A 16,148-nucleotide genomic window follows, 5' to 3' on the forward strand; every position below is an offset into this window, starting at 1 on the left:
AAAAAACATAGTAGTAATAATGTTAAAATCCCTATCACTTAATTGTATTAGGGATTTTTTTATAAGTATGAGTGATTTCATAGATGAGTTGATCCGAAGGGGCGAGCGTAGAGGAGACTTTGCCAAGAACAAACCAGAGGACGCGATTGATGATGTTGAGCTACGGGATGGCGATAGTGGCGGTATTGGTGAGCCAAAAGATGCGCGTTTCGAGGGCTTTAACACTGTGGAAAAGCCGCATGATTGGCGTAATGACGACCACCCAAACGCAAGTGACGCGCAGGCCGTAACGCAGGGTGTGCTTGATGAAGGTGGCTACGTTGTAAAAGGCAATGAACGAGGTCGGTACAAGCGCCCACTGTCACGTATGTATGATAAGAATGGCAATGACATTGCGTCGCGTATGGTTGAGTCGGGTGCGGCTGCACCAGATAGAAGTGTCGACGCTACGCAAGCTGAAATGCTCGGCATTGCCCGTCGAGCGTTGGGCTATGCTCCGTCAAGTGACGAGAAGATGAACGCAGTAGGCCAGAAAATTCGTGAGAGCAACGATGAGTTCAGGCCGTGGGAAAATGCGGTTTTAGAGTCTAAAGTGTACGACCGACGCTCAACGTTTGAACGTGCATTTGACCGTGGTACTGATGAAACAAAAGCGGCGCTAGGTGGCGCGCTTAACTATATCGGTGAAATGGTCGGCAATGAGGAATGGGCTGCCGAGGGTCGGGAGATTGCGCGTAGGCACGGTGTTGATGCGGCTCTTAATAAGCGTAAATTCGAGTCTGTAGACAAGGTTGAGGGCTTTAGTGATGCTTTAGACTATGTGGTCGAAACTCTAGGCGAGGCCGCCCCTGGTCTTATAGTCGATGCGTTAGCTACTGCGGGCACTGTGGCAGTCGGTGCAGTGTCAGGTGGTGCAGGTGCTGCTGCGGGTGTCGGGCTAATGGGGGCTATGCGAGCTACCGCTGGTCGAGCGCTCATGAAAGGTGCGAAAGCTGGCCTATACGCTGGCCCCGCGTTATCTGGGTTCGTACAGTCTGCGGGTGCTATGGAGAACCGTTTGGACAGCACAGGTGAGGGTGAGCACACAGAGGCCGCGACGCTATCGGGTGCTGCTGGCGCTGCGCTAAATGCACTGCCTTTCGTTGCTGTGCTTGGTAAATCGCTCAAAGCTACTGGCCTGTCTGATGAGGCTGCAAAACCAGTGATGGATGCGCTATCGAAGCCGTCTGTTACCAAGCGTTTAAAAGATGTTTTAGGCACTACGGCAATCGGTGCTGCGGCGGAGGGCATTACTGAAACGGCGCAAGTTATAACTGATGAGATTATCGCCACAGAGGTAGGTGATGATGAGTGGAGACTAGAAACGCGCGACGCTGTTGAAGCGGGTATCCGAGCTGTTATCGGCGGTGGTGCTATGGGTGGTATCGCATCTACAGCGGGTAATGCTGTTGGCTTTATGCGCGAGTACAACCAAGCTCGTCAGGGAGCAGATGCAGAGGGCGAACAAATAAATGCTGATGGCTGGAGGGCTGACACTGTTGAGGAAGTAGAGGACGACGGTGTTCCATTTTCGAGTGACGACTCGCTTGAGCAGAGTGTTGAGCGAGCAGCTAAAAAGCGCCCTAAAAGCAAACCGAACGCCAAGGTAGAAACAGATGATACGGGAGTCGTAGGCCAAGGCCAATTTGATTCGCTAACTACCCGTGATGTGCCAAACCTAAGCAGTGACCGCTACGATGAGCTACGCGAAATACTTGAGCCAAAAGGTAAGCCGCTTAATGAGTCTCAGGTAGGAGCGCTTATTGATAACGGCACACTAACAAATGAGGAATTAGCGCGCTACGCCGCTGATAGTCACTATGGCGCAAGCACTCCGCTAAGTGGCGGGTATGACAAGGCTCGTGGTGATGAGGCACTTGCCCGTGTCTTTAAGCAAGTAGTTCGTCTGTCTCGTGATGGTAAACTCAAGCTGACTGAGCAAGAACGCAACCGTTTAACAGAGGCTGAGGAAGAAAGCACGGATACCGCGTTAAGAGCGGCGTTAGGGTCTATCAACCCAGAATTCAATAACATTGTGTATCGCAATGCTAACCAATTCGATGGTCGCGCTATGTTTCGTGACTACAGCAAAATCAAACGCGACCGAATAAAGAACCGTGAACGTATCAAGAAAGAAGCGCAAGTCGAGAAGTCAATTGAGAACGCGCCGACTGTTAAGATTCCAGAAGGTGAAGCGCCTAAAGAAAAGCCAAAAGGTGTCGTAAAAAGCGCCCCAGATTGGATCAAAGAAGGCCGCAAGCCAAGCAAAGAAGAAATCGACGAAGCAATGGCTATGCTGGATAACGCGAAGGACAAGCTTAAAGTCCGCATCAGAAATGTTATTCAGGGCAAAGGCAAGAATACACAGGCCGCTAGAGATATATTCGCTGTCGAGGTGGCTAAGAATGCAAAACAACTAGCCGAGGTAGGCCAACACTATGACTTCGAGTCATCAGGTTCGCTTGAGGCCGACAAGCTTACTCTACTGAACAAGATTGTTGATAGCAGCATTGAAGGTACTAAGCCAGATAAACCCAAGGCGAAGGAGAAAGCGCAGAAGCCGACCACCACTGAGGGCAAGGTTGAGTATCTTAAGCAAGAGCTTGGAACACGTACGGCCAGTGATGGTGATATGGGTAAATTGCTGGAATCGCATGACCAGTACCGTAAGTTCGTTAAAGATGGTGACGCGGTTGATCCGTCTAAATTGTCCGATACTGCGCGTAACACATTAAAACAGCGCGCTAAGTTCGCTGATAATAAAGATATAGTTAAGCAAATCGATGAGCTACAGGCGCGTGTTGATAAGTTCGAGTTCATTCAGTCGTTCCGCAAGGCGGTGGATTCTATGTACGAGGAGACCGCAGCAACGAAGTCTCAACGTGAAATGGGTGAGCGTACAGACCAGCAAGTCGCGTACAGTGAGCGTGATGAGAACGGTGATGAGCGAAACGTTGGTGATGTTCAGAGTGTTGTGGACACCGGCGATAATGACCTAGAGGTTGCGGCCAACTACACCCGCAGAACGCAAATGGCCGAGCGTGTCTATAAAGAGCTAAAGAAAATCAAGGGTATGAATAACGCGGCTCTTGTTAAGTTCATGCGCGAAACTGTAAAACCTACAGAGCGCGAAGCAGCCCTCGGAGACCGCCTGCCTAAGCGAACCCGCAAGCGCAAGGCTATTGATAACCAGAAAACGACCAAGGACAACCAGTTTGACCAGTTCGATACGAACAAACCATTGTTCACCTATGGCGACCAAGAAAAACGCCCAGATACTCGCCACTTGTCGAAAGGCACGGTTAACCGACTCAAAGAGCACTTGGAGAACGATGATTTAGAAGCGTTTGGCAAGCTGTTAGAAAAGACAGGGATTATGCCCAAAGAGGCGACAATTGGTGAAGTGAAAATGACACCTAGTGAGCGCCTAGCTTCGGCGGCGCGTAATTCGTTCGCGAACAACAAGCTATACAGGTCAGCTCGCGCACGTTCAGGTGAGAAGCGAAGTGATCGCGGCCTTATGGTACGTGACAATGAATCGGGTAAACCACTTAATGTTGACTTGGACGCTGTTACTCGATGGGCATTGCGTGAGGACAAAATTGACCTTAATGACGGCGACATAAATCTCAACGAAGAGCTTGCTACTGCGGTGCTAAGTGGTATTTCAGCGTTGGCCGACCTGCGCCTTGATGATGGCCGCCCAATGTTTAGCTTTAACCTAGATACTATTCGTGATAGCGCTGTAGTGTACCGTGTTGATGGCGATAAACTGGCATCTGTGACTATGGGGTCTATCCGCAACGGCCTCAACTACAAAGGCAAAAAGCGCAGTACGAAAGTTGATGTTGTCCAGCCTAAGCATGTGGACAGAGATAAGCGCTCTCTGCTGCGTAGAATAGGCATTAAGCTGTCAGATAAGCCAGACTTCAATACGATCATTGCAGTGGCTGAGAACGCCGTAGCGGTGGGTGATTTACTGCCTAAAGAGCTGGTTTCTCTTACTTCGTCGATTGAGCACAACTTGAGGTCTAGCCGAACGCTGTCGGACTTAATGCCAGAAGATATAGGCAACGTGTACCGTGATGAAGTGTCCTATGACGATATTGCTTCATTGGTCTCAAAGGCTGTGAACGAGGGTAAAATCACTGAGGAACGCGGTGATGAGATACTACTCGATGCCAAAAATAGGGTGTTTGATAAGGACTTTGAGCAAGCGGCCAAAGAAGGTGGGGAGCTAACTATCGACACGGCGCGTGTTGATGATGAGATAGCGAACCGCGATGAAGTCTCTACGGCGAACAATACGCGAGGCGTGTTACGTAAGACCAAGCGCAAGGACAAAAGTGGTGGCGGAGCGCAAACGGCTATTAGAAGGTCACTTGAACAAAGTGTAGAGTCGGCAAAAGCAGATTACCAACTTGCCGTAAGGAGACCTGATAGAGTTTCAGCAGACGGTGTTGATGTTAAGGCGAAACTAGTAGCGGAGGCCAAACGTAAATTAGAGGTGGCTGAGTTAGCGCTTAAAAGCTACAAGGATACAGAAGTTGGAGAAGGCACGGACTTGAGCAAAGGCCGCAAAATTCAGCTAAACCGCAAGCTAAAGAAAGTGGTTAAGCGCAATCGTGGCCTGGCTAGAAAGTCTATGTTCCGTTTCTTTGAAATGACGCGCACACGTCTAGCTCGCATTCACCCAGATGCTGCGGCGAGGGCGGACAGGTTCACTGCACTACAACGAAATGCTACGGAGTATTTCGCGTCACGTATTGGCAAGGAGGTAGGAGACAATAAGGCGATTCAGAAGGGCTACGAGGACTCTATTAACAAGGTTAAAAGTCCCGAGCGTGAGAAGTACGAGGCTTTCATAGCACAGCTAAATGCGTACGTTAGAAAGCATGATAAAAACTTCAAGCCTGTAGCATCTAAGGTCCACCTAGACTTGCATGCTGTTGAACGAAACAGAGGAGGTTTCTTGTCCATACTTCGTGAGGCGGGAGTTAAGAACCCAGAGGCCACGCTTGACTCAATACTGGACGGTCGAGGATACCCAGAGTACGCAATTAGACCGGAGCTTAGCAATCAACCAAGGTCGGGGCGTAGGGTGCTAGAGCCACTTTACGAGAAGCTAAAGGAAGGTGGCTACGTGGATACAGACGCACCGAGACACTTACTCCGCCTTGTTAACTCGTCAACTAGCTGGGCTGCATGGAATGAGACGCATGGCGGCGTTAAAAACGGTAAGTGGGATTCTAATGCAGAGTTCAATCGCATACAGAGCGAGGTGCATACGGGCAATCGTCAGGAGTTCGCTAAGTTGTATCAGGGCGTTACGGGGCGTTTAGGCATGAACATGTCGCCTATACTACGTAACCTTAACTCTGCTGCTTTAGCTTTTCAGTCGGCTACGGTGCTGTGGTTCACTGGCCTAGCGAGTGTGCCGGAGGTAGCGGCAACATACTCTCGTATGCGCGGCGATACTAAAGGAATGCTGGACGACGCCAAGAGCGTTTTAACAGGGGTAGGGCGAGAGAAAATGTTTAAGGTCGCTCGCGATTTTGACATTATCACCGATGACGCTATCGAGCACTCGCTACAAGAAATGTACAACATGAACGACTTAACTATGGGTCGTATCTCACAAGGTATCCAAGCCTTTGTGTTCAAGTACAACGGCCAAAACTATGTGACCAAAATGACACGTGCAATAGCGACTAAGGCGGCTGAACGCTACCTTGTTCGTGCCGTGGAAGATGGGGCTGATGGGGAGAAGCGCTTAAAAGAGCTAGGCGTAACTGCGGCAGACGTTAAAGCATTCGCATCGGACGCAGACTTAACAAGCCCAGCTGGTAAACGTTATCGTGATGCGGTTCACCAGTTCGTTAATGAGGCCGTGACTAACCCACGTTCTACGCAGCTACCGCTTGTGGCAAATGATCCGCGTTTCTTACTCGTGACTACCCTTAAAAAGTTCTTCTACGGGTTCTATGACAACGTACACAAGTCGTTGGCTAAAGGGTTTAAGGACAGAAGTTCAAGTGTCGATCCTTGGAAAGCAGTAGCTGTTACAGCGGCGGTTGCCCTCCCATTGGCACTAATTGCGGAGCTTATACGCGAGCAGATTAGATACCCGTTTGGCCGCCCTAAGTGGCAGGGTGAGCGTGACTTGGTGGATTGGGGCGGCAGTGTTCTCGCGGCTACTGGTCTACTCGGACCCGCAACGATGGCCGAATCTATCTACGCTGGTACAACCTATGGTAATCACCCTGTCGTGGCCGCTATGGGACCGACCGCTCAGTTTGCTGTTGATGTGGCGACACTTGAAATGCAGCCGAGCCGTGTTGTGCCGCTGGCTAACCAGATACCTTGGATGGCTAAGCCTATCAACGAGTCGGTCAAGAATTTAATTAAATAAAACAGTAATGCTGTTATAATGCCCCATAAGTAACACTAATATTTATGGGGCTTTTTCATGGCAGAACCAAGAACAAAAAACTTCAAGCCTTCGGAGCTACGCTGTAAATGTGACTTCTGCAAAGGTGAAGTGGAGAACGAATGTGATCCATATGCGCTGCGGATGCTTCAAAAAATTCGTGATGAGGTTGGTCCTCTTGCGTTAACGAGCGCCTACCGCTGTGCTAGACACCCCGAAGAGGCGGAAAAAGAACAACCAGGTCAACACTTCAAAGGTGTCGCTTTTGATATTTATGTGCCGTGGGGCGTAAAACGAATGCAGATTGTTGAGCTTGCGTTAAAGCTGGGCGCAAAGGGCTTCGGCTTTGCTAACTCGTTCCTGCATATCGACTGGCGTGTGTCGAGTGAACCTGTTAGTTGGACGTATCATTAATGAAAATTCTGTTTAATGCTTTCCTAGGCACTGCGCCTAAGTTCGACGATGAGCAATTGCCAGATGGCTACGCTACGTTGTCGAACAACACTAAGTCAGAGCGGGGAATCTTAGAACCGTGGGCACTCCCTACGTCATTGGGCAGCTTTGGTCGTAGTGATACTAAGTCTATGCACAAGTACCGTGACCAATGGTTTACATGGCCTGAGATTACGTACGCTGTTAATGCGCCACTCAAGAATGACGCTTACGACTACGCACTGTTTGCTTCGGCCAATAGTGAACCACGGGTCGTGTATAACCTAAATGCAGAGGAGGGCAGTGGTCCTTATCCTGCGGTTACGTACCCTTTGAATGTACCAGTTCCTGACAAAATCGACTCTGTTATCACTGGTGATGCTGAGCATTGGTACTACGAACCCCAAGAGGAGGGCGTAGACTCAACGGGTGACACTGATGGCGACGGCATCGTCGGCTTGAAGCCTTACCAAGACCCAGAGGACAGTGAGTATGACTACTCAGAAGTTGCATACTCTTACTGCTATGTTGACGCTTGGGGGCGTTTGAGCGCGTTGGCAGACCCTACGGATATAGTAAAAATCCGAGAATGGGAGTACGTAAATACAACGGCGGTTACGCTCACTTTCCCTACGCCGCCAGATAGTCTTTTGCTTACTGACCCATTGCGCGGAACAAACGCAAAAATTCGCATATTCAGAACGAACCTAGCGAGTTCAGGTACGGCTGTCTACCAGTTCGTTGCTGAAATTCCAGCGACACAGAACACTTATACAGACACAACGTACAGCGGTGACTTATTGGACTCGCCTATCAACGAAGATTGGGTGGGCGCGCCAGACTTGAACACGGAGCTTTACCCGAATGGACCAATGCAAAAGGTCGTTGTTATGGGTTCAGATATTCTTGTGGGGCACAATAAACGTATCTTGTGCTTCGCTGAGCCAGACGCTTTCTACGCGTGGCCTGTCAGGTATTACAAGGTATTCCAAGAGGACATTGTGACAATCGAGACTTCGGGTTCAAACCTTGTTGTGCTAACGACGGGTGTGCCTTATGTGGTGCAGGGTGTACACCCTGAGTCGATGGACGCGGCACGTCTTGCAGACCCCGTTCCTTGCTCAAGCCCACAAGGTTCGACTGAGGTCGCGGGCGCTGTCTACTTTACTAGTGAAACGGGGCTGCACCGTATTGAGGGCTACGCGATTGCTAACGTGAGTACAGGTTTTATAGACAATGACTCGTGGCGCAAGCTTGACCCAAGCACAATGATACTTGGTAACTACGACAACAAGGTTTTTGTTCGCTGCCCGACGGTTGATAAAACGCTCGTGTTTGACGCGTTAGACCCAAATGCGGGTATTAGAACGGTAGACCTAAGAGCTGAGTCCTTCGTTGAGCTAGAGGAGACAAATGACCTAGCCTACGTTGATAGTGATACCCGTGAGTTGATGCTTTTTGATTCGTCAGAAGATGGGTTCATGGAATTAGGCTGGGAGTCAAAAACATACCTGTTCAATGACCCTGTTTGCTTCAATATCGCGAAGGTACGAGCCAACACGTATCCCGTGAAAGTGCGTGTAGAGTATGACCATGCCACAACGGGTGATACCGTGGTCTATACGAAGCTTGTTGAAAGCCCATCGTTTTTCTATCTGCCGTTTAACAGTCGTGCCTTTAGATGGCGAACGGCTGTCGAACCAATAAGCCAAGCGGCTAAGTTAGAGGTTCGTGACATTCAGCTTGCGCAATCACCGGAGGAGCTTGTATGAGTCGAGCTTTACCGCCTGTTCCTAAAGACGTATCTCGCTCTGTTTCGCAGTTCCTTAACTCGTTACGTGAAACTGTCCAAATACAGGCGGGTATGGGGCGTGGTAACACGCTAGATCGAGCTGTAACGTTCAGAGATTTAAAGAAAGCGATAGGTACTGATGATTTATCGTCTGTCGCTACAAAATCCGCTACAGGTGTTGTTACGGCGTTTAATGACCCTATGCCGACGAAGCCAACTAACTTTGCGGCATTCGGTATGTTCAACATGGTAGGTCTTGAGTGGGATAGGCCAAAGGCCGATTGGTACGCGGCCACAGAGATTTATCGCGTTGATGTGACTGATGACCTAACGGCTACGCCAGTGTTCAGCGAGGCTGAATACGTTGGTACGTCGGCAACGGGTTTCTTCTCTGACTTGGTTGAGCCAGCTAGAACTTTTGTTTATTGGGCTAGGCACTTAAACCGTGATTACCAAGCGGGTGATATAAGCTCGCCAGAGGGTACACGCGCTAGTACGTCTGAAAGCCCAGAGCAAGTGCTGGTTAAGTTCAGCGAGGAAGTCGCGGGCAGCAACAACTTTAAGTGGCTGCGCAGTGACCTAAGCATAATGGACACCATAAACCGAACGCTCCAAGGCAGCGGTTTAGGTGACTCAGGGCTTGCTGATTTGATCAACGGAAGCGCTACGCTCAGCGATATGCTGGCCGAGCAAGCTATGAGCGAGGCATTGTCAAAGCACACGCAGACAGAGAGCATTCAGCAGCAATTCGCTAAAAACTATGCTCGCCTGTCGGGGGGCATACATGCGGCGGTCAACGCGGACGAAGCTTATGTGCTGCGTATCCAAGAGCTTGAATCCAAGTGGGAGAATGACCTTGGTAACATAGTTGACGCTAAAATAACCGAGTTCGATACGGTGCTTAGTAGTGCGGAAGGGGCTATCGCACAGGCTATTAGAAACTTCACTGTTGATTACGACGGCACAAACGTAAGCCTTCAGCAATTGGCTAGCACTACCGCATCACAAGGCGGAGTCTATGAAGCGCAATGGGGTGTAAAAACAAGTGTCGCTGGCCTCCAAGGTGGCGTGGGTTTCCTAAACGACGGCACTCAAACGAGCTTTGTTGTCGACGCGCAGACCTTCGCGGTAACGGGGGGCAATGAAAATGTGTTCCCGTTCATCATCAAAGACGGCAAAACGGTTATAGACAAAGCGTTTATCCAAGATGCAGAGATATACAACTTGCTGGCCGCTAACATCGTAGCGGAGCGCGTTAAAGTGGGTCTTTCATTCTCATCACCTAGCATTACTGGTGGTTCGATTGACGGTGCTACGTTGACAATTGGCGACAGGTTCTCAGTTAGCCAAGATGGGATCATGCGAACCCGTGACGGCTTCTTCGAGGGTAACGTAGCGGCAAAGAGTGGATACCTTGAAAATGTGCGGATTGATGAGTCCTGCACGATAGAGGGTACGTTATACGCGCAGAATATTGAGGGTGACATTGTTGACCGTACGGTGATCGTTGTTGACCGTGAGATTGAGGTTGGTCCTAGAGAGGTTTACATCCTGATCCAAGGAACAATCAGCCCTGGTCTTTTGGGTGCGACCGAAGAACGCGTACTAGTTGTTAGCGGCATAGCGCTAGACCACCAAGGCGGTGGTGGCTCTACGAGTAACTTTGACGTTTATCTACGGCTCGATGGGTCAGTTGTTCAGAAGTTCCATTCACACAATGTTGAGGAGGAGGGTTCTGTAACGGTTCAACTAGGTTGCCATATTCCTAAAGGCACTGCTGAACATACGTTTGCCGTGGAGCTTAGGCCAGATGTAAACGATAACATTCTAGTGCAGCAATCAGCGATTGTTGCAGACGTATTTAAGACGGGCAGCACGTTTAAGAACGTGTCCGGCCTTCACTACTAGAGGTAAAATTTTATGAGTAAATGGTACAGAACGGGTGTTGTTAACCTAACTAAAGATAGCGATATTATTGAGGGCATCGGCACGTATTGGGCATCGGCAGCGAACAAGCCTGCGGAGGGCGATATGTTCGTCCTAGATACACGCGTTTACGAGGTACTTGAGGTCATTGATGATTCGACAATTCGCATCGATAAACCATACAACTTAACTACAAAAAACAATGTGTTATATGGTATTATGCGCAGCGTGTCAGCAACCACAAACACACGACTTGCAGCGCAGGTCAGTGATACATTAGAGAAGCTAGGTAATCGCGTTACTGTCTCAACCACAGCCCCAAGCGCGGGGCAGGGTAAAGACGGTGACATTTGGATTGTCGCAGCCCCCTAATGGAAAACCGCAATGTCGGCTATAAAAATAAACGGGACTTGGCAACGAGTCTCGTCAATAAAGATAAAACAAAACGGGGTGTGGAACGACCACACCGCGTTGTATGCGAGGTTAGACGGTGCTTGGCACCTGATAGACCTAGCTGCCGAGGCTCAAGGCCCAGCTTACCATATTTGGAAGGCATACGCTGATGATGCGTTCGGCAATGGTATTAGTCTTTCCCCAGAAGGCAAAGAATACATAGGCTTCGCTGTAGGCCAACGAGTTGAAGAACCCGACCTATCAGACCCGTCGCTTTACGATTGGTCTCTAATCAAAGGTGCAGACGGTAAAGACGTAGACCCCGAAGTCTTAGCAGAAATACTAGAGAAACAGGACGGGTACAATAGTTCGTTATATGATGTTAATGATGGCCTGTATTCAGTCGAGCAAGCTTTGGCGGACGCTGATTCTCGCTTAAAAGCTGCTGATGTGGCGCTCAGCCAAGCCCTCCAAAGCGCACAAGTAGACTTCTCAAGCTCAGTGGATTCGTTAAATGAGTCTATTAGCGAGGTCGAGAATGACCTGCTAAATCTAGTTAGCCTAAGTGGTGAGCAAGGTTCGTCTATCACGCAGCTTAAAAATACTACTGATGAACAAGCGCAAAAAATCGCTGTGCTTGAAACTAACGATGGCAGCACTCGCTCACGTGTAGCTTCGTTAGAGTCAACGTCGGAAGAACAGGCTACACGCTTGTCTAGTCTTGGCGTTTGGGATGGTGAGGCGTTCGCCACTATCAAAACGCTGGAAGAAACTGATTCAGAGAATGCTAGCTTGATCCGAACGCTTGAAGCACGAGGCGAAGAAGCGGATTCAAAGATAGCAACGCTTGAGTATACGTCGTCAAGCCATGCTTCAAGGTTATCTATAGTAGAAACGAGGTCTACCAGCACCCAGAACCGTACTTCGGCGCTTGAGGAGACAACGGAAACGCACGCTACTCGACTTACGAACGTTGAAACGAAAGCAGACGATACTGAGTCTAAGGTCTCTACGTTAGAGCAAACAAGCGAAGGTCATGCAACGCGCTTAACGAACGTCGAAACCAAAGCCGCGTCAGCGGTAACTAAGGCCAATAACTCGCAAGACTCAGCCGATACGGCTAACTCTAAGGTGATAGCGGTAACAAACCGTGTTTCATCGCTGGAAAGCACAAGTTCAAGCCATGCTTATAGGTTATCAACGGTTGAAACTAAGGCGGATAGCAATGCCAGTAAGGTAAGCACGTTAGAGAGCGCTACATCTACAAATGCGAGTCGTATTGAAACTGTTAATACTACACAGAGTAATGCTATTGCTTCAGCACTCGATACGGCCAAAGCATACACTGATAATGAAACAGGTCAGCTAAAAGCTGAACGTGTAATCAAAGCAGACGCCAACGGTAAAGTATCAGGTGTGCACCTGCTAGCTAATGGCAGTGGCGCAGAGGCGGGAGGCAAGCTGTACTTCCAAGCCGATGAAATTGCGATTGTACCGCCAAACTGGAATGGTAGCTCAGAGCTGGACAAGTCTAAGTTCCCTTTCTACTTCTCGGAAGATAGAAACTATATGTACTTGGACGAAGCGACTATCCAACGCTTGTCGGCTGAAACGATTGACAGTGGTAGCTTAGCAGTTGATGGCTTAACGCTTCTATCGGATAACCTGTCATTACCAGCGGGTTCGGTTCGCGAACACATGCTCGACCCAGCGTTCAAAGACGGTATTGTTCGTATCAACCCCGATGCTGAAATCTTGGGTGGTACTAAGTCGGTGTCGTCAACTGGCATAGGCCAAGGCAAGAAAATTACCGTTCCTGCGTTGAAGTCCGGTGGTAGCGCGCAGAAGATGACTATTAGCGTAGTGGGGCCGAATGAAGTAAACCGCAAAGACGTGCAGTTCGACCTAGAAATGAAGATAAATGGCGCGCCGCATAATTTCAGCAGCGGGCAATCAAAAATCCGTTTAAGTTCGACGATTAAATACTCAACAGAGGACGGCGGTGTACGCCTATACCGTTCGTCGTTCAACTTCGAAGATACAGTAACCCTCCCAGCACCAACAAAGGGTAACACGTACGAGTATGAGTTCGTTATCACCAACATGTCGTTCAGTCCTGCGAATACGAGTACGTATAACTTTGCGGATAAACTAAAGTTCTCAATCTCTGTTTCAGAGCCTACGGTGTCTAGTGGTGGTTTCATTACGGACGTTCGCTGGTCAGAGGTTAAGGAGCAGCCTAGTTTTGTAGGGCTAGACATGCAGGGACACCCGACAGTCCCGCGGTTTACCTTAACAAACAACCCTGGTACTGACCCAAAATGGCTCCGTGCGATTGCTGAGGTTGGGGGTTTCCTTCCTTACAAAAATGGCACTAGTAGCTTAGGGACAATTTCATGGAGGTTCAAAGAGGTTCACGGTGTAACTCTTTACGAGAATGGCACTGCGCTATCGTCAAAGTATCTAGGTAAAACCGCTACAGCAACGAATGCAAGTAAACTAGGTGGCCGTGGTTACTCTGAAGGAACAGGCGCAAACTCTATCGCCAGCCGTAACTCAAATGGTGATATTTATGCACGATTGTTTAGGTCTACCTACAGTAACCAGTCAGATATTAGCGGTGCCATAGCGTTTAGAAGAAGCACAAGCGACAATTATATCCGTTTCTGTTCTGATATGGGCGCTGTGCGTAACTTCGTTGGTGTTTACTCCAAGAATGAAGTCTACACAAGGACTGAGAGTAATAGCCGTTTTATGCCGAGCTCAGGCGATGCTTTTACTTCAGGTAATGTGGTGGGGAGCCTGAACGGTAAGACCTCACTAGCCACTAATGATGGTTACGGTAATTCGAACGTAACTTTCAATCATACTAGAGGTGTTCCTGTACAGAATGGTAACTCTGCTCGTATTGAGGTGAACACGGACAGCCCGAGTAATCCTAGTTTTAACTTTGAGCTAGGCGCGGGGGTGACAGCAGGTCAGGCGGTGCAGTTGACGACGACCCTAAACATAAACCTTACTGATGTTCGATACAAAGGTAACGTCCTGTGGCATGCGGGCAATATAGGTCTAGCATCAAACTCTTGGGGCGGTGTTACTTCAAAGAACGTTCATGGATACATAGATATTGGCCCCGCAAATACCAGCTACGCGCACATCTTCACTGACCGCCCAGCCTTCTACTTCAATAAAGATTTGGAGGTGAACGGCAAACGTGTGTGGCACAACGGTAACACTGGAGATATCCCTAAGAAATCTGTTAAGAACACCTTCACGACAGATCAAGTTATAACAGGTACAGGCACAATAGGTGCTAACTACAGTAACGCTAGTAACGGTTGGCTGTTCATAGGTACTGGCTCTAGCGGATTAGGTTTAGACAATAACGAGATAGCTTGTACGCAGGAGCTGGTTATGTCTGCTCCTTCTATTAGGACTGGGGCAGCCATTGATGCAGAGTCAACGTTGAAGGTTCATGATGTTGCCACGTTCCAAGCCGCAACCGTTCATCACGGCACGATATACGCTAGGGGAATCACTAGGTTTGCTGCCCCTAACGATGCGAAGCAACGTGTGGACGTTCGTGATGAAGATGATCAGGGGCGCGCTCATTGGTATGGCGAGAGTTCAAGTGGTGGGACAAGGGCTTTCAAACATGCTTGGTATGATGGTTCTGCTTATGTGAACGTAGACGTTAGCGGACAGACTGTTAAGTTTTCAGGCTCTGTAAAAGCGGAGGGGGCATTATATGCTGATGGTACTGCGTTAGGGACTAATCAAGTGGTTGCAGTGTTTAGCCACCCAACACAGAACACGAACGTAGCCATCGTAGGTAAGAACTCAGCCAACGGCGGGTTCCGACTTGAATCTCACGCTGACTCAGCCGAGATGCGTGTGCAGACAAGTACAACGAGTGGCGGGTACTCAATATCCAATGGCGACAGAGGTACTATCGCTGCGTTTAGACGTAACGGCGACGTAGTTATCAACGGGGCCACCCATGTGCAAGGAGGTCTAAAACAGGACGGTCATATCATTCTTAATGGCTCTGATACTTGGCTACGGACTAAGGGCGACCAAGGTATCTACTTCAGTTCATATGGCGGTGGCTGGCGTATGACGGACACCACTTGGATCCGCGCGTATGGTAATAAAATGCTCTACATCACCAATGGTAGTACGTCTTCTATTCGTACCACAGGTGGGGTCCATGCTAACCAAGGTTTCCGTAGGGATAATACGGGGAGCAGCTGGATAAGCCAGCGTGATAGCACCTCGGTTGCTGTCTACAACGGGAGTAATGTTGGTAATAACTCATACGCTGCGATGATAAGGCAACGCCACTCTAGTTACACATGGACAGTTGGCGGTCTAGGTAATCAGTATTTTGGCATGTTTGCGTATACTAATAGTAGGACAGTCAACGGCACTGACGGCTATTTCCGCATGGACTATAGGGGTAACTGCACTGCAAGCGGCCAAATGTATGCCCCTGACTTCATAGCGACTTCTGATAGACGTGTTAAGGATAATATTAAGGTTATCCCCGATGCCTTGGATAAAGTCTGTAAGCTAACGGGCAACACTTACACGCGTAATGATTTGGACAACAAGGAATCGGCGGGTGTTATCGCGCAAGAAGTACAGGAAGTGCTACCAGAGGCAGTAACAGAGGCAGAGGGCAGATTACAGGTCGCGCACAATGGTGTTATCGGCCTGCTAGTCGAAGCTGTCAAAGAGCTAAAAGAGATCGTCAACACGCAAGCGGAAAGTATCCGTAAACTACAGGAGGTGCAATGTCAGACACCATCGAGATAGAGATTGATAGGGGGCGTCTCAACGATGTTCCTTATGAAATTAACGTTCAGCGTGACACCCTTGTCAGGTTCGCCAACATTAGCGCCTTAACGGCGTTACATGTGCGGGGATTCTCTAGCAGCTACTGGACTAGCACGTCTACTGCGGTAGTTGAGAACGGTGCACCAAAAGCATACCGTATCAAGAGTTCAGCGCCTTACAGCACGGACCAATTAGAGGTGTACGACCCCAGCAACGGCTCCACTCGAAGTTTTGTTATTAGGGTTGTTTCCTCTATAACCAACCCGAATCCGTTTTACTTGTCACCGAGTAGTATTG

6 protein-coding genes are annotated in these 16,148 nt (G+C 49.2%); all 6 read left to right on the top strand.

Annotated elements, in window-relative coordinates; translation table 11 throughout:
* The first annotated feature begins 67 nt into the window (after window positions 1–67).
* From B4F91_RS09380 to B4F91_RS09405, 6 genes are read left to right on the top strand one after another with little or no spacing between them, the layout of a single operon-like run.
* Window positions 68–6,451 carry a hypothetical protein gene (locus B4F91_RS09380; RefSeq protein ID WP_288635658.1) on the top strand — a complete coding sequence of 2,128 codons (6,384 nt, stop codon included), beginning with the start codon at window positions 68–70 and terminating at the stop codon, window positions 6,449–6,451.
* 57 nt (window positions 6,452–6,508) lie between these two features.
* The gene (locus B4F91_RS09385; RefSeq protein WP_282337514.1) at window positions 6,509–6,883 is read left to right on the top strand and encodes a D-Ala-D-Ala carboxypeptidase family metallohydrolase; all 375 of its coding nucleotides are present in this window, start codon (window positions 6,509–6,511) and stop codon (window positions 6,881–6,883) included.
* Window positions 6,883–8,673 (top strand): hypothetical protein, encoded by a 1,791-nt coding sequence (locus tag B4F91_RS09390; RefSeq protein ID WP_288635659.1) that lies wholly within the window; start codon window positions 6,883–6,885, stop codon window positions 8,671–8,673. Before B4F91_RS09385 ends, B4F91_RS09390 begins: the two co-directional genes overlap by 1 nt.
* Window positions 8,670–10,601, top strand: a complete 1,932-nt coding sequence (locus tag B4F91_RS09395) for a phage tail tip fiber protein (RefSeq protein WP_288635661.1) — start codon at window positions 8,670–8,672, stop codon at window positions 10,599–10,601. Before B4F91_RS09390 ends, B4F91_RS09395 begins: the two co-directional genes overlap by 4 nt.
* A gap of 12 nt (window positions 10,602–10,613) precedes the next feature.
* Window positions 10,614–10,991 carry a hypothetical protein gene (locus tag B4F91_RS09400; RefSeq protein WP_288635662.1) on the top strand — a complete coding sequence of 126 codons (378 nt, stop codon included), beginning with the start codon at window positions 10,614–10,616 and terminating at the stop codon, window positions 10,989–10,991.
* A gap of 12 nt (window positions 10,992–11,003) precedes the next feature.
* Window positions 11,004–15,830: a tail fiber domain-containing protein gene (locus tag B4F91_RS09405; RefSeq protein ID WP_288635663.1), complete on the top strand. Its 4,827-nt coding sequence runs from the start codon at window positions 11,004–11,006 to the stop codon at window positions 15,828–15,830.
* Window positions 15,831–16,148: the final 318 nt, after the last annotated feature.

This window comes from Pseudoalteromonas sp. UBA6610, assembly GCF_002433295.1.
In the GTDB taxonomy this organism is placed as follows: Bacteria; Pseudomonadota; Gammaproteobacteria; order Enterobacterales; family Alteromonadaceae; genus Pseudoalteromonas; species Pseudoalteromonas atlantica.